Source organism: uncultured Sulfitobacter sp. (assembly GCF_947500075.1).
Classification (GTDB): domain Bacteria; phylum Pseudomonadota; class Alphaproteobacteria; order Rhodobacterales; family Rhodobacteraceae; genus Sulfitobacter.
This window is the reverse complement of sequence record NZ_CANMQS010000007.1, coordinates 219273-242398: the sequence shown is the minus strand read 5'-3', so window position 1 is coordinate 242398 and position 23126 is coordinate 219273. Positions and strand designations below refer to the sequence as shown.

Here is a 23126-nt window from a genome sequence, read left to right as displayed (position 1 = left end):
GGCACGGTTCAGCTGCCCGAAGGCACGGAAATGGTGATGCCGGGCGACAACCTGAAGTTCGACGTTGAGCTGATCGCGCCCATCGCGATGGAGCAGGGCCTGCGCTTTGCTATTCGTGAAGGTGGCCGGACAGTTGGCGCGGGTGTGGTTTCCAAGATCACGGAGTGATCCGCAGGGTGGGTGCAACCCACCTTATACCACCCCACAAAACACCAAAGGCCGCAGCACAAAAGCTGCGGCCTTTTGCGTCATCAGATGGGGGACCCCCACCCTACATGCGCGCCAAAGACGCCCGCTTTGTCATCCGCTGTCGCCGCACAAAGGCCACCAGAAACACCGCAGTGAGGATCAGGACAATCGTCGGTGCAGGCGCGCTGTCGAGATAGAAGCTTGCGTAGGTCCCCAGCAGCATCGAGAGCATGCAGACGATCACCGACACCCAGAGCATCCGGGCAAAGGTGCGCACAAGCAGAAAGGCAATCGCCCCCGGCGCGATCAGCAAGCCGATGGCGAGGATCAGCCCGGCCGCATTCAACGTCGCCACAATGGTCAGCGACAGCGCCGCCAGCAGACCATAGTGCAGCACGTTCACCGCCAGTCCCGACGCCTGCGCCTGTGCGGCATCGAAGGCATGCAAGAGCAGATCCCGCCATTTCAGCGCCAGCACGCCGGACACCACAGCAGAAATCAGCCCCGCCGTCAGAAGCTCTCTCCCGTCGACGCCCAACATATTCCCAAACAGGATATGGTCGAGATGCGCGTTGGTTTCAACTGAGACGTAAAGCACAATCCCCAGCCCAAACATGCCGGAAAAGACGACCCCCATCACGGTATCCTCTTTCACCCGGCTGTTGGTCGATAGATACCCGGTGGCCACAGCGCAGATCATCCCGGCCGCAAAGGCCCCCAGAAGCAGGGGCGCTCCAACGATATAGGCCAGTACGATCCCCGGCAGCACCGCATGGCTGACGGCATCCCCCATCAGCGCCCAGCCCTTCATCACCAGAAAGCACGACAACAGCGCGCAGGGTACCGAGACGATCATGGAAATCAGAAACGCATTCTGCATAAACGGAAAGCGGAAAGGCAGGGTGAGGGTGTCGAGATCCATCATCCGGCCTCCGTTTCAGGGCCATGGGCAAGGGCCGCGCGCGCCTTTGCTTTGGCGGCCAGTAACCCGTGCCGCGGCGCAAATACAAAAGCCAGCAGAAAGATCAGCGTTTGCAGGCAGACGATTACGCCGCCGGTGGCACCGTCCAGAAAGTAGCTGACGTAGGCGCCCAGAAAGCTGGTGCCGGTCCCAATCGCGACAGAAAGCAGGATCAACCGCTCAAACCGGTCGCACAGCAGGTATGCCGTGGCGCCGGGGGTCACGACCATCGCAATCACCAGAAACGCGCCAACCGTCTGCATGGCCGCGACAACCGATGCGGACAGCAGGATGAAGAACACGGCCTTGAGGATATCCGGACGCAGCCCAATCGTCCGCGCGTGGTTTTCGTCAAAGAACGTGACCATCAGGTCTTTCCATTTGGCCAGCAGCACGGCTAGTGTGACAAAGCCAATCAGCGCCAGTTGCAGCGTATCGCCCGGTGTGATCGCAAGGATATTGCCCATGGTGATGGTCTGAATGGACACTGCCATGGGGTTGATGGAAACGATGAACAGGCCCAACCCGAAAAAGGATGTGAAGATCAGCCCGATAATCACGTCAATCTTCAGTCCTGACCGTTCTGACAGGAACAGCATGGCCCCGGCCGCAAGTCCGCCTGCAATGAATGCCCCCAGTGCGAAGGGCAAGCCGAGCATATACGCCCCCGCCACCCCCGGCACGACGGAGTGCGAGAGCGCGTCGCCAATCAGCGACCATCCTTTCAGCATAAGGTAGCATGACAGAAAGGCGCAAACGCCGCCGACAAGTGCCGAAACCCACATGGCGTTCACCATGTAGCTATAGGCAAACGGTTCCAGCAGGCTCTCACCCATCGCCACGTTCCGTACGCTGGGTCTTTTCGCCGTATTGGACAAAGGGACGTTCATCATCGGTAAAGATCGTGACCTCCCTGCCGTCCTCATCATCATGCAGATCCGAACCACCCAGGGTGAAATGCCGCAAGACCCCGCCAAAAGCCGCTTCTAGGTTGGCGCGGGTAAACGTCGTCTCTGTCGGGCCATGGCTGAGCACTGTGCCTTTAACCAGCACCGCGCGGTCGCAGAATTCCGGCACCGAGCCAAGGTTGTGGGTTGAGACCAGCATCACCCGCCCTTCATCGCGGAGCGACTGGAGGAGCGCGATGATCTGCTCTTCGGTTTTCACGTCCACCCCGGTGAAGGGTTCATCCAGCAGGATCACCTGCCCGTCCTGGGCCAGGGCGCGCGCAAGGAACACGCGCTTTCGTTGCCCGCCGGACAATTCACCGATCTGACGGTGCCGGAAGTCCTGCATGCTGACACGTGCCAGAGCCTGATCGACAGCGGCATGGTCTGCCGCCTTTGGACGGCGCAGGAATCCCATGTGACCGTAGCGCCCCATCATCACCACATCTTCGACCAGCACGGGGAAGGCCCAATCCACTTCCTCTGACTGCGGAACATAGGCCACCAAGTTTCGCGCAAGGGCGGCGCGCACGTCCAGACCCAGAATGCGGATGTTGCCCTGCGCGGCCGGGACAAATCCCATAATCGCCTTGAACAGCGTGGATTTGCCCGCCCCATTGATCCCGACCAGTGCCGTCACCGTGCCTTTGGGGATCTCAAAGCTGGCGTTCCAAAGGGCGGTGTGACCGTTGCGATAGGTGACGGTAACGTCCCGAACGCTCAAACCCGCTTGCCCGGCGTCTGCGGGAAGCGGGTCCGTTGCGGGTATGTGATCCTTTGGCATGTCGTTCCTTTCGCCGCGATCGCGGCTTCCTCGCGCTCTGAAATAGGGCGCGCGGGATGATGGGCTAGTGCGTTGCGGACGTCAGCCCGGCGGCCACGGTCTCGGAAGTGACGCGCAGCAGGTCGAGATAGGTTGGCACCGGGCCGTCCGCCTCACTGAGTGAATCGACGTAAAGTTCGCCGCCGTAGGTGGCGCCGGTCTCTCTCGCGACCTGCTGGGCGGGGGCGGTGTTCACGGTGCTTTCGCAAAACACAACTGGGATGTTGTTGGCCCGCACGCCGTCGATTACGCTGCGCACCTGCTGCGGCGTTCCGACCTGATCCGCGTTCATCGGCCAAAGATACAGCTCTTGCAGGCCGAAATCACGCGCGAGGTAGCTGAATGCCCCCTCGCAGGTCACCAGCCAGCGTTGATCGGCGGGTATGGCGGCAATTGCTTCGCGCAAAGGCGCAATGGTTGCCCGCAACTCCTCTTTGTAGGCCGCGGCATTTCTGGCGTAGGTCTCTGCATTGTCGGGGTCATGCTCGGCAAAGGCATTGGCGATGTTATCAATGTAAATCAGCGCATTATCCAAACCCATCCAGGCGTGAGGGTTCGGTTTGCCCTCATAGCTTCCTGTGGAGATTGAAATCGGATCAATCCCTTCCGTTACGGTGACAGAAGGCACATCCGCCAGGTTCCGGAGAAACTGCTCGAACCACAGCTCAAGGTTCAGTCCGTTCCAAAGGATCAGATCGGCATCGACGGCGCGGACAATGTCCTGTGGTGTTGGTTCATACCCATGGATTTCCGCGCCGGGTTTGGTGACCGATACCACCTCTGCCGCGTCGCCTGCCACATTGGCCGCAATGTCTGCAATTACCGTGAATGTGGTGACGACTTTCATTTTCTCCTCCGCCCCCGCGGCAGAGGCAAGGGTCAGAGCAAGGGTGAGACTTGTCAGGGCGGCGCGTAACACGGGCAAAGGGTCCTTTGTCTGTTGAAGATACACGCCATCTCTAAATGCGAATAACTCGCAACTGTCAAGCCAGTTGCGAATTATTCGCAATTTATGCCCGAGGTTGCTTCTTTCGGTGTTACATTGAAAATTGAAGGCAATAGGGCCTGCCCAGACGGTTCTTCATCGGCAAGAAGGCTGGACAGAATGCCTTGTTAGCGCTAACAGTGCATCAGCACCGGGCACGAAAAACGAGGAATGCACAATGCTTCATGATACCATTCGCAAAGTGACGGACCGCATCATTGCCCGCAGCGAAGGCCCGCGCGGCGACCACCTTGGCCGGATGCGCGCCGCTGCGGCAGAAGGTCCGGCACGGGCGCATCTGTCTTGCAGCGGTCAGGCGCATGCCTACGCGGCAGCCGGGCCGGATCAAGATGCTTTGGCCACCAAATCTGCGGGCAACCTTGGGATTGTGACGGCGTACAACGACATGCTTTCGGCGCATCAACCGTTTGAACGATTTCCCGATCTGATCAGAACCGCCGCCCGTGCGGCGGGCGGCACGGCGCAAGTCGCGGGCGGCGTGCCTGCGATGTGTGATGGCGTCACCCAAGGCACGCCATCGATGGATTTGAGCCTCTTTTCCCGCGACGTCATCGCGCTCGCCGCTGGTGTCGCGCTCAGCCACAATGTCTTTGACAGCACGGTCTATCTGGGGGTCTGCGACAAGATTGTGCCGGGCCTGATCATCGCAGCGCAGAGCTTTGGTCACCTGCCAGCCGTGTTCCTGCCCGCGGGCCCCATGACATCCGGCCTGCCCAATGATGAAAAGGCCAAGATCCGCCAGCAATTTGCCGCAGGCGAAGTTGACCGTGCTGCGCTGATGAATGCAGAAATGGGCGCCTATCACGGTCCGGGAACCTGCACCTTCTACGGGACGGCAAATACCAACCAGATGCTGATGGAATTCATGGGGCTGCATCTGCCTGGCGCCAGCTTTGTCAATCCAAACACGCCCTTGCGGGATGCCCTGACCATCGCCGGCGCCAAACGGGCGCTGGAGATCAGCCATCTCGGCAACGCCTATACCCCTGTCTGCGACGTATTGGACGAAAAGGCCTTTGTGAACGGGATCGTCGGGCTGAATGCCACAGGCGGGTCAACCAATCTGCTGATCCACCTTGTCGCAATGGCGCGCGCCGGGGGGATCATCCTGGATTGGCAGGATTTCTCTGACCTTGCCGACGTCACACCGCTGCTGGCCCGCGTTTATCCCAACGGTCTTGCGGATGTGAACCATTTCCATGCCGCAGGTGGGCTTGGTTTCATGATTGGCGAGCTGCTGCGCGGTGGCCTGCTGCACGAAGATGTGCGGACGGTGCTGGGCGACGGGCTTGACCGCTATACCTGTGAGCCAAAGCTCAAGGATGACACTGTCAGTTGGGAAGCCGGGGCAGGGGAAACCCTGAACGACCGCATTCTGCGCCCCGTCAGCGACCCGTTTCAGGCGACAGGTGGGTTGAAACGGTTGGCCGGGACGCTGGGCAATGCGGTCACCAAGATTTCTGCTGTGGCAGAGGAACATCGCTTCATCGAGGCCCCGGTGCGGGTTTTTCATACGCAAGAGGCCGTCAAAGCCGCCTACCAGGCAGGCGCGTTCGAGCAGGACGTTGTTGTTGTCGTCCGCTTTCAGGGCCCCAAGGCAAACGGGATGCCGGAGCTGCACAGCCTGACGCCAGTGCTGGCCAACCTGCAGGCGCGGGGATTGAAGGTTGCGCTGGTGACAGATGGTCGAATGTCGGGCGCTTCAGGCAAGGTTTTGAGCGCGATTCATGTCTGCCCTGAAGCAGTGGACGCCGGGCCAATCGCCCGTCTGCAGGACGGTGATATCCTGCGCGTGGATGCCACCAACGGAAAGATTGAAATTGTCACCGAAGGTGTGCTCGACCGCGCACCCGTCACCGCAGACCTCAGCAGCAATGCGTTTGGCGTTGGGCGCGATATGTTTGCAAATTTCCGTGCCAATGTCGGATCCGCCGACACCGGTGCGAGCAGTCTCTAGGAGAAACCGATGCTAAGCCCCAACGACGCCAGCCGTCGCACCCGCGAAATCTGCGAATTGGCTCCGATCATACCTGTTTTGGTCGTACACGATCCCGCCCATGCTCAACCTCTGGCAAAGGCGCTTGTGGCTGGCGGGCTGCCCGTTCTCGAAGTGACCCTGCGCACCCCGGCGGCGCTGGAAGTCATTGCTGAAATGGGGAAAGTCAGCGGCGGCGTTGTTGGGGCAGGCACCTTGGTGAGCCCAAGCGATGTGACGTCCGCCATAGCGGCAGGTGCACGGTTTGGCGTGTCGCCGGGGGCGACAGAGGCGCTTTTGGAAGCCGCTGAGCAGCAGGATTTGCCAATGCTTCCGGGGGCCGCCTCCGCCTCTGAAGCGATGGCTTTGCTCGCGCGGGGCTATGACATGCTCAAGTTCTTTCCCGCGGAAGCGGCCGGAGGTGTGCCGTTTCTGAAATCACTGAGCAGCCCGCTGCCTCAAATCAGTTTTTGCCCTACCGGTGGGGTCAGTCCCGCCAATGCGTCTGACTACCTTGGATTGCCCAATGTGGTATGCGCCGGTGGCAGTTGGGTCGCACCGGGTGATCTGGTCGTGGCACAGGACTGGGACGGGATCACAGCATTGGCGCGCGAGGCCGCAAAGCTGGGTTCATAACCCGGCAGCAAAGTGTCTTTGGATCGGTGTCAGCCTGATCCGGGGAACGCCACTTCGGATGATCACCTTTGCAGAGAGGGACCTTGCCGATCACGCCTTGGCCAGGCCTTGACCGATGACGAAACTCATGCCGGAACGAGCGCATCCAGATCAACGACAGGCAGCACCGTTCGATTGGCCTTTGACCCCAATTGCACCGCAGGACCGGTTTCTCCTTCCTTTGGTTGTTCGCGCCATTCGGATACTTCGATGCTGATCACCTGCGCGACCTCAAACCCGATCTGCTTATGATCAGCGCCGGTAAGAACCACCCGTCTGCTCTGGACATGGTCCTGATCGTCCTGGGATGCGGCGAACAGCATTTCCGACAACCCGAACAGGGCAACCGACCGGCCCAGACGGGAAAAGTAACCTTTGAAGCCGGGCAAGTGGCTGCGGGTCGGTGTTATTTCTTTCGGGGGCGCGGTGATGCAGCTGACCTGGCGCAGCGGAATAGCGACCTTTGTGCCCGCGTTGACCACAAGGTATCGTTCCCGTTCACGGATCACATTGCCATCTTCGGCGGTAACATCGGGCTTCGACGTTGTCTCATCCGCTGTAACGCTTGGTTCAGAGAGTGAAGCAAGGTTCAACGCTTCGGGATGTTGATGCAACGCGGCGATGTCCACGGTATAGATTTGCTGACCGTTCGCCTTGATGTTCACATTGGAGATCAGCCGGGGCGCAGCAGCCTGCCAGATTGGCAAATCTGCCACCTCTGCGGGTTGAAAGCTCTCAATGTTGCGGATGGCGTCCACCGCGAAACCCAGCAACTGATCGTTGGGAAACCGCATGACAACGATTTCACAGGCACCCCGATCCAGCGTTTTCCCAAGGCCCAGCACACTGACAGAGCACGCCACCGGAACCCGCCGACCGTAGTAAGAGATCTCCCCAAGGCAGGGGCCAGACGTGATGGCGGTGACTTTGATCTCTTGCCGGGGCACAGCCGCATAAACCTCAATGGCCGGAACAGCGAAAAGCGCACCTCCCGCCTGAAACGTCAGCTGCCGCGTCAGTCGCTCTGTTGCGCCGGACGTGTTGGCGAGGCCCGGACGCTGTGTCGAATAGACGCCCGGCAATTCAAAGATCGCAGGAATGTCGAGGATCGACACGAAACGGTCACCGTTTTTGAACACACCTCGGATGCTGGTTTGGGCGGTGCCGTTCGCTTCTTCGAGCGGTTGCACATCGGCTTCGGCACAATTGGCGATGCCCACCACCTCATCCACATGGAACGCCAGAACGGCATCGGCATGTTTAAGGACAACCGCCAGATGGGGCGTCTCAGCATCTATGTGACCGCCACAAATCCTTGCGATGTTCAGCAGCGGTACAGCGCTGCCTCGCAATTCGAATGCACCAAGCAAGGTGTCTGACGGAACCGGCAGTGCATTCGAGCCGTTGACATGGCACACCTCACTCAGTTCGTGGATGGGAATGCCAACCAAGGTCTGACCCAGACGAACGATGCCGTAGGATTGCTGTGTTGCCTGTGCCATCCCGTTACTGCGGCTGCGCAATTGAGGACTTAATTTCCTGCATAATGCTGGCCGCATTCCCGATGGCGTCAACCTGCTCTTCGCTGAGCGAGATGATCTCTGACAGGGTTTCGGAGTTCTGCTCCAGCGTCGTCGTCTGTGTCCCGAGCGTCTCAAGGATCATCTGCGCATTTGATGCCCCATCTGCAATCTGCCGAGTGGCGCTTTCGATGTTGCGGCCAATGCTCCGGGCGGCCTCTCCATTACGTTCGGCAAGCTTTCTCACTTCGTCGGCAACGATGGAGAAACCAATGCCATGCTCGCCCGCACGGGCCGCTTCGATCGCTGCGTTGAAGGCAAGCAGGTTGGTTTGAACAGCAATTTCACTGATCACATCGACAACCTCAGACAGATCTGACACGTCGTTTGAGACGGATTTGAACGTCTCAATCGTGGCATTCAACTGCTCTGTGCTCTCAATGGTGCGTATGCGCGCGACATCGGTGTCACTGGACAGGCCGCTGGCCTGATCCTTGATGGTCTGACCCGCCTGCGTGCTGGAGCCCATCTGGACTTCGATGTCCCTTGCCCGCTCTTCAACAAGTTGCTCAAGCTGCACCAGATCGGTGATATCAATGGCTGACTTGAGAATGCTCGTTACGTTGCCATCCACATCCAGGATCGGTTTGTAATGTGCAACGAGGTGCACATCCCGATCAAAACGGCCAACCCTGTGAACCCGGCCATAGGAATCCTGCCCTTTCTCCAGGTTAAGCCAAAAGCTGCGATACTCAGGTGTCCGCACGTAATCTGATATGCAGAACATCGAGTGGTGCTGCTCAACAATCTCCCGCAGAGTATATCCGAAGGTCTTGAGGAAATTCTCATTTGCATTCAGGACATGCCCGGTCGTGTCGAACTCAATAACAGCCTGAGAGCCAAGAAGGGCGTTCAGTTTCGTCGTGGCGGCCAGCGCTGTCCGGTGTTCGGATGTCACGTCACTGCCAAAGAACATGGCACCCTGAAACCCTTTGTTCTGTGACGTTACCGGAGAATACGCCCCCCGCAGCCAAAGGTCGTCCCCCTTTGCATCAACGTGCCGAAACGTGCCGTTCACGGTCTCTCCGGCACGAACACGATCCCAGGTCGCACGGTGCTCCTCGGCGGCGTCTGCGTCTTTCATATATGCGGTATTGAGCTTTTGATTGTGGATCTCTGCTTCTGCGTAGCCAAAGAGATCGATGAAGATCTGATTGGCTGAGAGAATGGTGCCTTCTGGCCCCAATTCCGTAACGATCTGTGCGGAATCGACGGCGTTCATGTTCGCGTTCAGCTTCGCTTCACGCATGTACCGTTCGGTCTGATCGACGAAGAACATCAACACCCGTTTCAGGGATCCCCGCGCGCTGAACTGCGGGCTGTAGAAGACACGGAGCCAAAGAACGTCCTGCGACGCGCTGCGCATCTCATGCAGACCGCTCAGCGTCTCTCCTTCATGGAGTTTACCCCAGAAGTCAGAGTATTGCGCTGAATTCATCACCTCTTGCGGGCAGATTTCGCGATGGTTCCTGCCTTCAAGCTCATCCAGGGGTATCTGGAAGGTCTTGCTGAAAGGTTTGTTGGCGCGCATGAACTGACCTTCGGAGTCGAATTCGACGCGGCCAAACATGCCATTGCTGGCCTCAAGCACTTCCTTGCAATCGAGGTAGTCGGAATGTTCCTCTGTGATATCGGTGGCCAGCTTCAGCACTTTCTCCAACCGTCCGTCGGGGTTCATGATCGGGAGCAACGCCGCCTCGCACCAGACCAGTTCGTGATCCGGCGTGCGATGTTTGATCTTGAGCTTCTGATGCCTCCCCTCTGCGAGGTTCTCCCAAACCTTGAGGTATGCCGCGCTCTTGGCAAAGGCGACATCGCACAGATCGCTGTCGTGCATCCCGATGAGCAGGTCTTCCGGCTGACCCAAAAGTGACGCCATCTGGGGCGTGGTTGCTGTGATGTGCCCGTCTTTGTCAAATTCGCACATGGGTAGGTTTCCCCAAAGTGCGTCGTTTCTTTTCCCTGCAATTTCAGCGGCATAACTGTCTTCTGTGACATCCATCAGGCAATGTACGACCCGGCAGGGGTGGCCACTGGCATCCTTGACTGGCGTATAGATGCTGCGCAGCCAGATCTCGCTCTGCACGGCGGTGATATGCCGGTAAACACCGTCAACCTGCCGACCCTGACGCATCTTTTCCCAAAACTCGAAATACACTTCGCTGTCGCAGATGGATTTGGGCCAGATGGTGTCGTGGTTGCGCCCAACCAGTTCTTCTCCATAGTCCTCCATCGCGGTGAGGGCCGGACCATTCATGGACAAGATGTTGCCATCCATATCATAGGTGATGATGCCAATTGCCTTGTCGACAGCGGGATCGGGCAGGTCGTCAAAAGAACTTTCCGTGACAGCGACAGGTGCGGCAGCGACGCTCAGTTGAACCAGGACAAAGCCATCTCCATCCGGTGCCGCGCAAGGCAGGGCCTGCACCGTTCCCTCCGCCTTCAGACCCAGGGCGCCATTCACGGGACCGGACCAGCCACATCGTTCTCCGGCACCCAGTTGCGCCCACAGCGACTCTGCACTTTCGTCACCACCTTCGACCATCTCTGCAAAGGTCGGCAGAATTGCATTCTCCAGATCAAGACCCAATTGCATGAGCGCGGTGTCATTCGCGGAGACCAGCGCCCCGGTTTCCGCGCTGAACAACAGCAACGTATCCTGCGCGAGCAGTGCCGCCGCGACTGGCCCGATGACCCCAGGCAGGATTTGGGCGGGGGTGTCAAATTCGTCAGTCTTCGGGGTCTCGGACATTGCAGTTCCTCGGTCATGGGTGCCACCGTCATAGACCGCAGGGCTTAACGAAACCTTGCCTGCCGCAGAATTCGAAAGCCGTGATCGTGATTGTTTAGTTCGCATTAACCAAGACGCGGCTAACGTCTTTGAAAATCACGACAGGATAGATCATGACCCAACTCCCCGATCCAGAGGCAGCACACGTTCTTGTGGACAACCATCTATCGCTTGAAGACGCGATACAGCTTGTCGATGGGCGGCTCCAGGTGGGGCTGCTGGACAGTGCGACCGCGCGATGCGCTGCGGCCCACGCGCGTCTCCGCCGCGTGATAGAGGAGGAGCGGCATGTATATGGTATTACGACCGGATTTGGCCCGCTGGCCAACCGGCTGGTGGGCGCTGAAGATGGTGCGACACTGCAACAGAACCTGGTGCACCACCTTGCCACAGGGGTCGGGCCTGCGTTTGATTGGGCGACGGGCAGGGCCATTGTCCTGTGCCGGTTGATGTCGATTTTGCAAGGTGTTTCAGGGGCTTCTGAACCGGCAATTCAGGCTCTGGTCGGGATGCTCAATGGTCCTTTGTCGCCGGTGATGCCGTGCCGGGGTACAGTAGGGGCATCCGGCGATCTGACCCCACTTGCGCACATGGTTCTGTGTTTTCAGGGACGCGGCGATTTCTGCCTGCGCGATGGTCGTCGCATATCGGGGAGCGATGGGCTCGCCATGATGCAGCTGGAGCCGATTGACCTAGCTGCCCGTGATGGGCTGGCCTTGGTGAACGGCACCTCTGCCATGACGGGTGTGGGCCTGATCAACACAAGACGGACTGCGCAGGCCATTGATTGGGCCATCGCCCTCACCGCCGCCATGGCAGAGGTGCAGGGCGGCCGGGTTGAGGCATGGCATCCGGCCTTTGCTGCACTCCGGCCACATCCAAGACAGGCCGCGGCGGCAAACCTGCTGCGTGCTCGTGTCACGGGCAGCACGCGGGTGGAGCGAACCCCGCTGGCGGATCGATGCCTGACCGGAATCGGCCCGGTAACGGAAGAGGGGATTGGCCAGGACGCCTATACCCTGCGCTGCGCCCCGCAGGTCATTGGCGCGGTCTGGGACACGGCAGACTGGCACAGCCGTATCGTTGCGACAGAGTTGTGCTCTGCCACGGATAACCCTGTTTTCCCCCTCCACTCCGCCGCAGAAAAAGAAGATGCGATGGACCCGGAAATGCCTTTGGTCCTCCATGGTGGGAATTTCATGGGGCAGCACGTTGGTCTTGCGTCGGATGCGCTGGCCCAGGCCGTGACTGTGCTCGCCGGTCTTGCAGAACGACAGGTTGCCCGGCTGACGGATGAACGCCTGAACCGGGGTCTGCCAGCATTCCTGCATCGCGGACCAGCCGGTCTGAACTCCGGCATGATGGGGGCTCAGGTAACCGCAACGGCGCTGCTGGCTGAGATGCGCAGCATCGGACCTGCATCCGTGCACTCCATATCAACCAACGGGGCCAATCAGGACGTCGTTTCCATGGGAACAATTGCTGCACGCCTTCTGGGTCAGAAGCTTGGGCTGCTCACTCAGATCCACGCAATCCTGGCGCTGTGCGTTGCGCAATCCATCGACATTCTGGACAGCAGGTCTGATCTGCCGGATGGACGCGAAGCTGGGTTGTCCGACAACGCAAGAACGCTCCACAACCTCATTCGCGGGAAAAGCGCCGCGCTGCTGGAGGACCGTCCGCTTGGGCGGGATATCGAGACGCTTGCCGCCACGATGGCGCGCTATGCCCCGCCCAAGCTTCGGAGGTAAGGTTAGGCTGTCGCTGGATCGACGGTCAAACCAACAGCTTCCGCATATTTGAGCCAGGTCTCAACCGAGGAGACAACGGCCCGAACCTCGATCGCGATCAATTCGATCCCGACAAGTGAAATGCGGACAAAGGCATCAATGATCACACCTTTGTCGAGGATACGATCAACAACCTCTGCAATGGATGCAGATGCGATATTCTTTTCGATAGACATAGTATTCTCCATACTGAAACAGGGCGGTGCGCCCCATTCTTCCGGGCACGGTTCTGAGTAGCGCGCAGATCATAATAATTTCTTGCGATCTGGTCTTTGCGCCGAAATCGGCCCGCTATCTGTTTAAAATACGTTCAACCTCGGGACGCAGGCGTTCCTTTCGCCGTCTCCCTGATCTGCGATGCAATCATCTCCGCAAAGCAAAACCTCAGACTGTCCAGCGGGGGTGTCGCCGCAGTGAAATCAAGCGGTGTTTCTGCGGTGGATTCAGGCAAAGGCACATCCGGCGTTTGCAGGTTATCTTCGGTCCCGTGGTCTGGGGCTGTTTCCGGATCACCCTCCGGGCATCCGTCATCGTCCGCCGCAAGCCGCTCCAAGAATTGCGCAAGATTCGAAGTGGTATCCTCCTGCGTCGTGCGGATGGCGGCAACCTGCCGCTCAAGCCGTCGCATCTTCTTGAGCAGGGGGCGGTATTGCGCGCTGTCTCTTGCGTCGACCTGATCGGGAAGCGCTTCCGCCACGGATTCCAATCGTTGAATGACTTTCTGTATTGCTGTCGCGAAGCGGGCCAGGCTCTGCCGTTGCGCTGTCAGGTCAATCTCCGGCACGCCTTGATGCGCAATCTGTGCCTCAAGGCTGGTTTGCATCTTCGCAATTTGCGAGGGCAGCGCGTCAATTGCGCGGAATTTATTCTCAAGACGTGTCGTATCAGCGCAAAGGGACGCAATTGCATCGTGCACGCTACGCAGCAGAACCTCGGACTCAGCGCTTTCAGCGCCTGTGGTGCCAATCTGCCCAACCGCATTTTCAAGCCGCGCCACAACGGCTGCGAGCGCGGTACTGAACATCGCAAAGCTGGCGCGTTGTTCGCTGGTGTCCAGCGCCGGGGTGGGCGCGTTCCTGAGCGCCGAAACCTGTTCTTCGAGCGTGTTTAAGGCTGAGGGAATACCTGCCTGCCCCCTCACAAGCTCCGTGATCTGCGCTTCCAGCGGCGCGAGGTCCGGCGCTGCCATGTCGACTGGGCTGGCGATCCGATCCTCCAAAGCGCTCAATGCCGCCAAGACAGGGGCAAGGTCAGGCGATGCGGGCAGCGCCTTGACCAATTCCTGCGCCATAGCCGAAACGTCCAGTGATTGAGGCAGCTGCGCTGCCAATTGATCCGGCAGCCGCGCGATCAGATTTTCCAAAGGGCTTCCCCCGGAAGCAGGATCGGGCATGTCGCCAAAGCGATCCGCAGATTTTTCCAGCCTTTGAACCACGGTCGCCAGCGCCGTTGTGAAAGAGGCAAAGCTCCGGCGTTGTTCGGTCAGATCCAGAACCGGCTTGGGACGATTGGCAAGCACCTCCACAGTGTCGCTGACCTTTGAAAGGTGATCCCGCGTCTCTGGAAGCAGGGTCAGTTGCTCCTTGATTGTTGCCAGATGGGACATCACCGACGCCGCTTCCGGCGATTCCCGAAGATGGCCGATCAGGGCCATAGGCAAGCTGGCAAGCTGCGCATTCAGACCCTCCGGCGCGTCTGCCGCTGGGGTGTTCATGGTTTCCAGACTGTATTTGATCTGTGTCGCCGTGCCTTCCAGACGCTGGACGACCATATTCATGACCGTGCCAAACTGCGCAAAACTCTGTCTTTGTGCTGTCAGATCCAAAACCGGATCTGGCCGTGCGGAGAGGCCTTCAATACTCTCATGGACCTGCGCAAGCGCCGCAAGGATCGTGGTCCGTTCGGCAGTGCTGTCTTGAAGGGCAGCCAAGGCAGCCGCAATGCTCTCCGATTGCGCGTCGTTCCCGTCCGCGTTCAGTCGCGTCAGGACCTCGTCGAGTGACGTTTGAATAGACGTAAGGACAGCACCCTGTTCCTCGACACGCGGATCAGTTCCCTCGCCCCCCAACTGCGTGCGCATCTCTTCAAGCGTTGCTTGAATGGATGCCAGGGGCGCGTCTTGCGCCTCCGCGCGTGTGCCAGTTTCCGCTGCCTGCGTGAGCTGTGTCAAAACCTCGTCCAATCGGGCGTGACCCTGCTGCATGGCGACAGAGAGAGCGTTCTCGATGCGCCCAAGACCCGCGCCAAGATCAGGCAGCGTCTTGAGCAGGGGTTCAAGGTCTTGTCCCACTGGCGACGGCGCTTCAGCTTCCTTGGCGGCGTCTTCACAAGCCGCATCGATCTGACCTTCGACGGTTTTCAGACGGTCCGAAACATCATTGAGCGCTTCGATGACCTTGTCCGTCCGGGCGCTCTGATCCGCTCTAAACACCTCCAGGGGCGCGTTGATAAGCGCACTCAGATCCTCTTCTTGAGGTTCTTGGGGGAGGTCTGCTGCATGATGCGCCAGATCACCCACCAACCGTGCTGTTTCCAGACCCACGGTGTCCAGCATGCTCAACTTCTCCTGGATCGCGCCAAGACCAGATGGCCCTTCCAGGGCCGTCAGGCGGTCCAGAATTGAAGCAAGCACAGGTTGAACGTCCACTTGCGGGGGCGGTCCTTCGTCAACTGGCTCAGCGGGCACAGAAATTGGGGCTGCAAGGTCCACCAGTTGCTCAGGCAGCCCATCCGGACAGCCAAGTGCAATCACGCCTTCCCGGAATGCCGCGACAAAACGCACTTCCGGCAAATCGCGCAGTTGGCCCACAGCAAACAGCGGATCAATCGCCTCTCCATGGCCCACGACATGGGTCACCACACCTGCGCGGGCCAGATTGTCCAGCTGTGCCTGCGCCCCCTTTGCCGGACGCGCCCCGTGCCGTCCTGAACGGAAGGCATGTTCGTCGGGACCCGCAGGTTCGGATGGGTTGGCTGGGGCAGGGGCGATGCTCATGTCTGATATGCCTCTTTTGGTTTCAAATCGTTCGGCCCAGTGGTCCAAGATCGAGGGAAAGTTCAGCCGGGGTCAGACCGAACTTTGCCGCAAGATCACGAATGGCATCCTCCGCCCGCATCAGTGTGGTGCCAAGCCGTTCTTCCTGTTCAGGGCTCAGCGCACCTGCTTCCATCTGGCGAATGGCTTGCAGTTCCATCAATTCACGCAGAAAGGCCATCAGTCCGAGAACAAGACGGGCAAGGTCCTGCTCAACGTGGTCCGGGTCGATGGCCAACCGGGCGGCAGACGCAACGTTGGGCGTTTTGGACGCGCCCGGATCAAGGTCCAGAACAAAGGGAATTTCGGTCATGCGACAGCCCGATCTGCTTGCGGTTCCTGAAGCTGGGAAAACGCGTAAGGGGGCCATAGCCCGGTTACCTGCAAAAGACCTGTTTCGGCGGGTAAGGTTTGCGCCTCCGCGGCAATGCCGGCCCGTATGCGGGCAGCTTCTGTCCGCTGGACCAGAAGATGACACTGGACGGTGCCGCGTTTGGGGTTATGCAAGATACGCAACGGCAAACCGCTGTTTGAAATCAGGCGCAACACGGCGCGTTGCATCTTCTGCACCGTTTCCTCGGCTTCGTGGCGCTCGGCCTGTCGGCGGCGCAGCCAGCTGTTGCCCCGCGCCGGCCTCTCCGCAACAATCTCGGGCCCTGAGAGTAAGAGCGTCAATTGCCCCAGACCTGCAAGCCTCTCAATGTGCTCCATGATGTGGGGTGCATGTGCCGCAGCACCCTCAACCGCATCTTGCTCTGTCAAGACCGCGCGGGGCGCGATCGGCAACAGGTCCATTCCGAGGTCGAAACACGAAACCTGATGGTGCAAGCGTTGCCGGGGCGCACTGGCTTGGCATTCGGAAACAGACAGGATTGCCAAAGGCCCGACATCTGTTTTGTGAACATCCTCTGGACAGGGGCAATCTGCCAGACACCATCCGATGGCAAACCGTTTCATGTCTTGAGCTCCCGCATTTTCTGAGGACTGCTCAGCACCAGATCAAGGCCCAGAAAAACCAGTTCCACGTCCGCCACGGTCAGCCAAAGACCGCCGCGCAGCACGACGCCGTGATCAAGCAACCCGTCAACAAGATCGACCAGTCGCCCATCGGTCGTTGCAAGCGCCTCCGAAGGGCTGGCCATCTGCATTTCAACAGCCATTGAACGCCACCTCTCTGCCGGGGGAGGCGTTGAAACTATAGGCTGGCCAAGGCCCGCTTGCCTCCAACAGCAACCCAAACTGTTCGGCCCTTGGCCCTTGTTCTTTGAGCAGCGCCTGAAGCTCCAGACGCTCTTCCTGTGTCAGCAGCATTGTAAGATCGAGAAGCGCTTCGCGTGACCCAAAGGATGTCACCTCCGCAATGCCCTGGAGCGCCTGCGCCAGCCATCGTGCAAAATCAGTGCGGTCTTGCCGCGCCGTTTGACGCTTGTCGCGTGCTTGGCGGCGCTGGCTCAGAAACTGCGCACCTGTGGCCTGCTGTGCAGGTGCATCCGCCCCGCCCAGGGGCTGCGCAGATATGCTGAGGCGCACATTGTATTCACGCCGATGGGTCAAATGGGCCAGCCCGGCCAGATGGGTTTCTTCATCCGCACCAAGCGCCTGCCGGACGGCATCAATCGACGAAAAGAACGCTCCAAAGCGCGTCGGCAACAGCACATGGTCGGCGCTGTACGCCAGCAAAAGTTCATGATGCGCCAGCACCCGGTCCGACAGCCCTGCAGGGTCAATCGCGTCAAGGTTGCCATCAAAAGGGCAGCGGCTGACCAAGGCGGTCAGAGCGCCCAATTGCAGCATACGATGCGGGTGCCTGGACCGCAGACGCGGCGACGCGGCAGGCAGGATGCCATGCAGCTGTAAAACCGGGGCGTTCATGCGACGTCCCGGTGATGCACTTTGATCTCACTCTGGCCGTCAGCGCGGATCAGGCACATATGAATGCCGTCATGGATTTGGTCCAGCTGTGCAGCCGCATGGACGGTCTGCGCAGCCCTCCGAATGTGATCTGCATCGCACCCCGGCTGCATCAACGCCGCCCGCCGCGCATTGGTAATGGCATCTGCATCACTGCCGTTGGGCAGGCCAAGGGTGGCATACGCTTCTGCCACCTGATCTGCTGAAACCCACATCGGGTCGATTAGCGCAAAGGAACTGGCAGGTGCGGGGCCAATCTGACGGATGGCAAAACCCTCTGGCCAGATGGCATCAATGCGCTCAACCGCCAGATCAAGGTTGAAGGCATCGCTCTCCGCCACCAAGAGCACAGTGTTAAAGATCACATCATCGGTGTGCGGCAGCAGGATCATGTCCTGCGCAACACCGGATATCTCCTGTTGCATGAGGGCATGAAGACGTGTGGCAAGCCGAGTGATAGCCGCTTGCAGGGCAGGCGCTGTCGTCCTTTCCCCAGCGAAAAGTGGTGCAATTTCGGGCGCGTCTCTGAAGTGGCTGAGAACATCAGAGGCCGTCCATTTGACCGTGACCTGAAACTGCTGCGCCTGGCGCACCCTATGGCTCACCCCCGCAAGGATCTCAGCATTGGCCGTGACGAAGGCCTGCACTGCTGCATCGTCAAGATGTGCATTCGGCCGGACCGGCAGGACGGTGCCAAGGCGCATGCATTGCTCCAGCTGCGCCTGCCGCTGGACGGCCTGTTGCAATGCCTGTCGCCTGTTGGGCAAGAGGGAAAACACGCCAGAGATGTCCGTCGCCAGCGCAGCTATAAAACGCCCCAGGTGCAGCAGCCGTATCCCGTCCGGTGCTTCCGCGCCGTCCGGACACCCGTCCAGAATTGCGATCAAAGCCTGCTTGCTCATGCCTGCGTCCCCTCGTCGATGAAATCCTCGTGACGTGCATCCCGCGCGCGGACCATATCCTCGAACGCCTGTTCGAAATCCACCGGTCGAATGACCGGCGCGTCCGCGCTTTCTGCCAGACTGCGGCGCAATGCCTGTCGTGCTGCGGCCGCCACCAAAGCAGCCAGATCCGCGCCAGAAGCCCCTTCCGCCCGATGGCCCCACCTGTCCAGATCCAGTTCCGGATCAAGCGGAAGGTGTCGACAATGGACATCCAGAATGGCCTTCCGGGTGTCAGGATCGGGCAGTGGGATCCGGATGATCAAATCGAAACGGCCTGATCGGGTCAGCGCCGGATCAATGGCAGCCGCCCGATTTGTCGCAGCCAGCACAACAACATCCGCGTTGGGTGCCATGCCATCCAGCTCTGTCAGCATCTGGGCAACAAGCCGATCCTGCGCGGCATCGCCGCGCCCCCGCCGCGGCGCAAGCGTGTCCAATTCGTCAAAGAACACCAGACAAGGCGCGGCCTGACGCGCCTTGCTGAAAACCTCCGCAATGGCGCGTTCCGCATCTCCCAGAAACTGCGACAGGATGCGCGCGGGTCGCACGGGGATGAAATTCATCCCGCTCTTCGCCGCAAGCGCGCGCGCCAGCATCGTCTTGCCGCTGCCGGGAGGGCCGGTCAGCAAAACCCCTGCTGCTGGTGAAAGGCCCAATGCCGCACAGGCGCTGCGGTGCTGTAGTGGCCACAAAACCGCTTCGGTCAGCGCGGCTTTTACGTCCTCCATGCCGCCGATATCATCAAAGGTGAGGCGCGGGCTTTCGAGCGTGGTATCCCGCAAGACGCTTGGATTGGTCGCATCAACCCCTCGAACAAGGTCGGCATGGGTGATGAACAAATCCGCAGGATCAACACGGCCCTCTCCGCCGGCTTGCGTTACAGCGCGGTCCAGCGCGGCAAGGGACCCTTCGCGCGCGACCGCAGCCAGATCCGCCCCGACATACCCCTGCGTTTCGGCGGCAATCTCTGCAAGGGTGACGTCCGGCGCCAGGGGGGCGTTACGCAAATGAACCGCAAGGATCGCTTCGCGTTGCGCCACATCAGGGGGGCCAAATCCAATCTCCCTGTCGAAACGGCCTGGCCTGCGCAAGGCGGGGTCAAGGCTGTCGGGCAGATTCGTGGCGGCCATCACGATGATGCGGCCGCGTTCGGACAGCCCATCCATCAGCGTCAGCAATTGTGCCACAACCCGGCGTTCGACCTGTTTTTCCCCCGACAGCACATCGCGCCGGGGGGCAATGGCGTCTATCTCATCAATGAAAATGATCGCGGGAGAATCCTTGGCCGCCGCTTCAAAAACCGCCCGCAGGGCCGCTTCGCTTTCGCCATAGTGTTTTGAGACGATCTCGGGCCCATTGATCTGAAAAAACGCAGCAGAAGTGCGCGCGGCAATGGACCGGGCAAGCAGCGTCTTCCCGGATCCGGGCGGTCCGGTGAACAGCACGCCGCGCGGTGCGGGCACACCCAGCCGCTCAAAAAGGTCAGGCCGCAAAAGAGGGACCGCGACCATCTCATGCACGCGGGAAATCTCACGTTCCATCCCGCCGATGTCACTGTAATCCGCCGAAGGCGGCGGTGCCGCGGCGAGTGTAAGCAGCGTCTCCGAGCCGAAGAGGCCCGCAGGAGTTGGGTCAAGCGTGATAACCTCCACCTCAGCCTCCCGGCCCAGCGGAAGACTGATCGAAAGGGTGTCCCCTTCTGTCAACGGGAGATCAAAAAGGGCTTCGGCCAGATCATGGGGGCGGACATCCACATTGCCATTTACCCTGATCAGGGCAGAGCGCAGATCCCGCAGATCCGCCGGGCGCGCCTGTGCGGGACTGCCAAAATCGCCGCGCATGTTCTGTGTGATTTCAACAGAGGCCTCGATCCCGCTGTTGCCCGATGCGGAAGGTGTAACGCGCGCATGTGTGGTGCGCCCGACATGCAGGGCCACGCAATCGCCGGGGCGCAATCCCAGCTCCGACATCCTGTCCATCGGCATCCGCACAAGGGCGCGGCCCTGATGTGCGGTTTGCGTCACCTCAAGCGTCAGACCTGCTGCGCTCATGACAGCATTCCCAGCCGGCTCAGCAGGGTGTCTTCTGCCGCGTCATAGGTGTCATCATCAATCTCTCCGGCCAGCAGCTGCGCCTCAAGCTCGACAAGTGCTTGTCGGATGGCTGCCGGGTCATTGAGTTCCTGTTCCGCGGTTTCATGGATTTTCCGCGCAACCCACATCCCAGTGGCGGCCGGCGCGGTGACGGGCGACAGAAGAAGGCGGCGCAGCAAACCCATCAGGCGGCAACCTCGCTTTGTTGGTCGGTGAGATGCAGGTGCACGAAGTGATAAAAGGGCGCCGGACCGATGATCTGGATCTCAGGGCGCGCATCTGCTGCGAATGGCAGGCTGAAGGCTGCCTCTTCAAGGGCTTGGATGAAAGCGTCTTGCGCGCCCGCTTCAATCAGGAATTCGGCCCGTAAGACTTGTGTGTCATTGTCCGGCGCGCGCAGCACATGGTCACGGGCAACGGGACGCAACGCATCCAGCAGAGCGGATTGTGCGACACCGCGCCGGCGGTCCAGAAGATCCGCAAGGCGCCCGCCAAATTCGGCCATCGCATATTGCGCCTCGGCCCCCCGTCTGGACAGGGCGTCCCGTTCCCGGCGCAGCGCCGGTTCCGCTTCCAACGTGGCAAGGAGCGCGTGCTGGCGGTCAAAGGAAACCCTGATCCCCAGTTCAACACAGCCGCGGATACGTTCAAATGCGGCGCTGATCTGATCATGTTGGGCGTCGATCAGCCTTGCCGCCTCTGTCACGGAAGCGGCAACAAGGCCAAACCGGGCAGGCAACACAGGGGCGGCTGGCAACAGACGCTCAAGCACCTTGGTGTGGGTCAACATCAACCGGCGTTTCGGCGTGATTTCCGCGTCATCCTGCGCCGAGTGGATCAGGGACCAACTCCCGATCCGTTCCACCTCCAGCGCGGATTGCAGCCCCATTGCGCCTTCGAGGGCAGGCAGAACATCCGATGGTCCGGCTTCGGCCAATCCGTACAGGTAAATCATGGCGCCACCTTGGGAATTGTGAGCGCCAGAATGCCGTTGCGCAGTGTCGTGGTGATCTGATCAACCTCGAAGTCCGCTGACAAGGCAATCTCTGCACTGTACTGGCGCTTGCCACTTGTGGTGAGCACCAGTTTTGACCCGGACCGGTCCATCGTCAGCTCCTTGCTGGCCACGCCGGGCATGTCGGCCGTCAGGATCCAGGCATCGTCCTGCTCAAACAGATCGTAGGACAGCGGCGTAGGCGCAGGCGGGGCAGGAGGCTCCGTGTTCTGCGATTGTCGGGCTTGTGAGGCACGGTTAACCGGCTGTGGGGACGGGTCGCTGCGGGTCTCCACGTCCATTCCGCCCATGCGCAGACGGATTCCGGCATGGGCGCGCATCGGGCCCTTCGCGGTCTCAAAAACATGATCCCGTGCGATAGAGCCGCTTTTGCCATCTTCCAGCTTGCCTGCAATCTCTCCGATCGCCTGTCCCAGAGCAGAGAAGAGGCCATCCAGACCCGCGTCGATTTCTGCGCCTTTCTTGCCAAATGTGCTGCGGCGTTTGTCACTCATCCTGTGGCCTGCCTTTCGTGATCCAATGCGGTGATGCGGCTTTCCAGCGCCTCAATCCGGTCCTGCAATGCTGTGTTTTCAACGCGCAGTGCCTCTGCGTCTGCGCTGAGGCCAGGGTCTGATTCCCACCAGTTGATGCCCATTTCCTTGGCCTTATCGACCGTCGCGATCAGCAGGCGCAGCCGGATCGTCAGCAGTTCAATTCCGACGAGGGAAACCGACACATCACCGGCAATCACCACCCCCTTGTCGAGGATCCGTTCCAGCACATCCGCCAATCCGTCGCCCTGCGCGGGCCCCTGAATGTCATATCCCATCAGCCCATCCGATCTTCGCGGTGGTACCTGCGCAGCCGCTCGAAATGCAGCAGCTCTCCGGCCGCATCCAGTTGCACCTCATAGGCGGACAGCAGATCGTTATCCCCCATGCGCGCGCGGCTTTCGACAACGTCCAGTGTGACCGCCCAGCTTGCACCTTCGGCGGATGATTTCGCGCAGTGCACCACCGCATCGATATCAAGACCCGTCATCGTTCCGATGGCGGTCCGCGCGCGCCCGATGGCATCCATCATGCTCAACCCGTCGCCTTTGGCGGGGGAGGCATCGAACTGGACTTTCGCCTCATGTTTCATCTCGCGGCACCCGGTGCATTGGCTGCTTGTGACAGCACCGCCATCAAATGACGGCGTTCTTCGGAATTGCGCGCCAACTCATGCTGATAGGTCTTCGCGCGGTGGGCCGCCTGGTCCAGGCCCTGTTGCAGCCGTGCTGCGTCAAACTCCAGACGCACCAGGCTGATCGCGGCTTCCTTTGCGGAACGTGCCACTTTGGCGGATGCCATTCTGGGCCGTCTGGGCATCTGGGTCTTGGGTCTGTTCATGGTGCTACCTCTCCTG

At 60.0% G+C, this 23126-nt stretch carries 22 protein-coding genes and 2 pseudogenes; 4 read left to right on the top strand and 20 right to left on the bottom strand.

What is annotated here, in order from left to right:
- A pseudogene (tuf, locus tag Q1A91_RS20155) lies at positions 1–168 on the top strand (elongation factor Tu); the annotation flags it as partial.
- 103 nt (positions 169–271) lie between these two features.
- Here the strand turns inward: tuf and Q1A91_RS20150 are convergent.
- From Q1A91_RS20150 to Q1A91_RS20135, 4 genes are all read right to left on the bottom strand, one after another.
- Positions 272–1114 carry a metal ABC transporter permease gene (locus tag Q1A91_RS20150; RefSeq protein WP_299881937.1) on the bottom strand — a complete coding sequence of 281 codons (843 nt, stop codon included), beginning with the start codon at positions 1112–1114 and terminating at the stop codon, positions 272–274.
- Positions 1111–1986, bottom strand: coding sequence for a metal ABC transporter permease (locus tag Q1A91_RS20145; protein WP_299881935.1), 876 nt, complete (start codon positions 1984–1986; stop codon positions 1111–1113). Before Q1A91_RS20145 ends, Q1A91_RS20150 begins: the two co-directional genes overlap by 4 nt.
- Positions 1979–2881: a manganese/iron ABC transporter ATP-binding protein gene (locus Q1A91_RS20140; RefSeq protein WP_299881933.1), complete on the bottom strand. Its 903-nt coding sequence runs from the start codon at positions 2879–2881 to the stop codon at positions 1979–1981. The genes Q1A91_RS20145 and Q1A91_RS20140 overlap by 8 nt, the downstream gene beginning before the upstream one ends.
- 64 nt (positions 2882–2945) lie before the next feature.
- Positions 2946–3767 carry a metal ABC transporter substrate-binding protein gene (locus Q1A91_RS20135; protein WP_299881957.1) on the bottom strand — a complete coding sequence of 274 codons (822 nt, stop codon included), beginning with the start codon at positions 3765–3767 and terminating at the stop codon, positions 2946–2948.
- A 316-nt stretch (positions 3768–4083) separates the two neighbouring features.
- Here Q1A91_RS20135 and edd point away from each other — a divergent pair, with 316 nt between their 5' ends.
- On the top strand, positions 4084–5883 hold the full coding sequence (gene edd / locus Q1A91_RS20130) for a phosphogluconate dehydratase (protein ID WP_299881931.1): 1800 nt from the start codon (positions 4084–4086) through the stop codon (positions 5881–5883).
- 9 nt (positions 5884–5892) lie between these two features.
- Positions 5893–6537: a bifunctional 4-hydroxy-2-oxoglutarate aldolase/2-dehydro-3-deoxy-phosphogluconate aldolase gene (eda, locus tag Q1A91_RS20125; RefSeq protein WP_299881925.1), complete on the top strand. Its 645-nt coding sequence runs from the start codon at positions 5893–5895 to the stop codon at positions 6535–6537.
- Positions 6538–6662: 125 nt separating this feature from the next.
- Here the strand turns inward: eda and Q1A91_RS20120 are convergent, their stop codons facing one another.
- Both Q1A91_RS20120 and Q1A91_RS20115 read right to left on the bottom strand, forming a co-directional pair.
- Entirely contained in the window at positions 6663–8078 is a 1416-nt protein-coding gene (locus Q1A91_RS20120; protein WP_299881923.1) for a chemotaxis protein CheW, read from the bottom strand.
- Positions 8079–8082: 4 nt separating this feature from the next.
- Entirely contained in the window at positions 8083–10911 is a 2829-nt protein-coding gene (locus Q1A91_RS20115; RefSeq protein ID WP_299881921.1) for a PAS domain-containing protein, read from the bottom strand.
- A 152-nt stretch (positions 10912–11063) separates the two neighbouring features.
- On the opposite strand from Q1A91_RS20115, the gene hutH reads away from it, so the two are divergent.
- Complete coding sequence (gene hutH, locus Q1A91_RS20110; protein WP_299881919.1) at positions 11064–12701, top strand: histidine ammonia-lyase; 1638 nt, start codon at positions 11064–11066, stop codon at positions 12699–12701.
- A 2-nt stretch (positions 12702–12703) separates the two neighbouring features.
- Here the strand turns inward: hutH and gvpA are convergent, their stop codons facing one another.
- The 14 genes and pseudogenes from gvpA to Q1A91_RS20040 form a co-directional block, all read right to left on the bottom strand.
- Positions 12704–12916 carry a gas vesicle structural protein GvpA gene (gene gvpA / locus Q1A91_RS20105; protein WP_299881917.1) on the bottom strand — a complete coding sequence of 71 codons (213 nt, stop codon included), beginning with the start codon at positions 12914–12916 and terminating at the stop codon, positions 12704–12706.
- A gap of 134 nt (positions 12917–13050) precedes the next feature.
- The gene (locus Q1A91_RS20100) at positions 13051–15735 is read right to left on the bottom strand and encodes a hypothetical protein (RefSeq protein WP_299881915.1); all 2685 of its coding nucleotides are present in this window, start codon (positions 15733–15735) and stop codon (positions 13051–13053) included.
- Positions 15736–15757: 22 nt separating this feature from the next.
- Positions 15758–16087 (bottom strand): gas vesicle protein K, encoded by a 330-nt coding sequence (locus tag Q1A91_RS20095; RefSeq protein WP_299881913.1) that lies wholly within the window; start codon positions 16085–16087, stop codon positions 15758–15760.
- Positions 16084–16569, bottom strand: coding sequence for a hypothetical protein (locus tag Q1A91_RS20090; protein ID WP_299881911.1), 486 nt, complete (start codon positions 16567–16569; stop codon positions 16084–16086). The genes Q1A91_RS20095 and Q1A91_RS20090 overlap by 4 nt, the downstream gene beginning before the upstream one ends.
- A 158-nt stretch (positions 16570–16727) precedes the next feature.
- Complete coding sequence (locus tag Q1A91_RS20085; protein WP_299881909.1) at positions 16728–16934, bottom strand: gas vesicle protein; 207 nt, start codon at positions 16932–16934, stop codon at positions 16728–16730.
- Positions 16924–17646 (bottom strand): GvpL/GvpF family gas vesicle protein, encoded by a 723-nt coding sequence (locus Q1A91_RS20080; RefSeq protein ID WP_299881907.1) that lies wholly within the window; start codon positions 17644–17646, stop codon positions 16924–16926. Before Q1A91_RS20080 ends, Q1A91_RS20085 begins: the two co-directional genes overlap by 11 nt.
- Positions 17643–18587, bottom strand: coding sequence for a GvpL/GvpF family gas vesicle protein (locus tag Q1A91_RS20075; protein WP_299881905.1), 945 nt, complete (start codon positions 18585–18587; stop codon positions 17643–17645). Before Q1A91_RS20075 ends, Q1A91_RS20080 begins: the two co-directional genes overlap by 4 nt.
- The gene (locus tag Q1A91_RS20070) at positions 18584–20680 is read right to left on the bottom strand and encodes an AAA family ATPase (protein ID WP_299881903.1); all 2097 of its coding nucleotides are present in this window, start codon (positions 20678–20680) and stop codon (positions 18584–18586) included. Before Q1A91_RS20070 ends, Q1A91_RS20075 begins: the two co-directional genes overlap by 4 nt.
- Entirely contained in the window at positions 20677–20907 is a 231-nt protein-coding gene (locus tag Q1A91_RS20065) for a gas vesicle protein GvpG (protein ID WP_299881901.1), read from the bottom strand. Before Q1A91_RS20065 ends, Q1A91_RS20070 begins: the two co-directional genes overlap by 4 nt.
- A complete protein-coding gene (locus Q1A91_RS20060; RefSeq protein WP_299881899.1) occupies positions 20907–21677 on the bottom strand; it encodes a GvpL/GvpF family gas vesicle protein in 771 nt (256 codons plus the stop codon). The genes Q1A91_RS20065 and Q1A91_RS20060 overlap by 1 nt, the downstream gene beginning before the upstream one ends.
- Positions 21674–22231, bottom strand: a complete 558-nt coding sequence (locus Q1A91_RS20055) for an Hsp20/alpha crystallin family protein (protein WP_299881897.1) — start codon at positions 22229–22231, stop codon at positions 21674–21676. The genes Q1A91_RS20060 and Q1A91_RS20055 overlap by 4 nt, the downstream gene beginning before the upstream one ends.
- Positions 22232–22386: 155 nt before the next feature.
- Positions 22387–22548: pseudogene (gene gvpJ, locus Q1A91_RS23725) on the bottom strand (gas vesicle protein GvpJ); the annotation flags it as partial.
- Positions 22548–22862 carry a gas vesicle protein GvpO gene (gvpO, locus tag Q1A91_RS20045; RefSeq protein ID WP_299881893.1) on the bottom strand — a complete coding sequence of 105 codons (315 nt, stop codon included), beginning with the start codon at positions 22860–22862 and terminating at the stop codon, positions 22548–22550. The pseudogene gvpJ and the gene gvpO, both read right to left, overlap by 1 nt.
- Positions 22859–23071: a hypothetical protein gene (locus tag Q1A91_RS20040; RefSeq protein ID WP_299881891.1), complete on the bottom strand. Its 213-nt coding sequence runs from the start codon at positions 23069–23071 to the stop codon at positions 22859–22861. Before Q1A91_RS20040 ends, gvpO begins: the two co-directional genes overlap by 4 nt.
- Positions 23072–23126 lie beyond the last annotated feature (55 nt).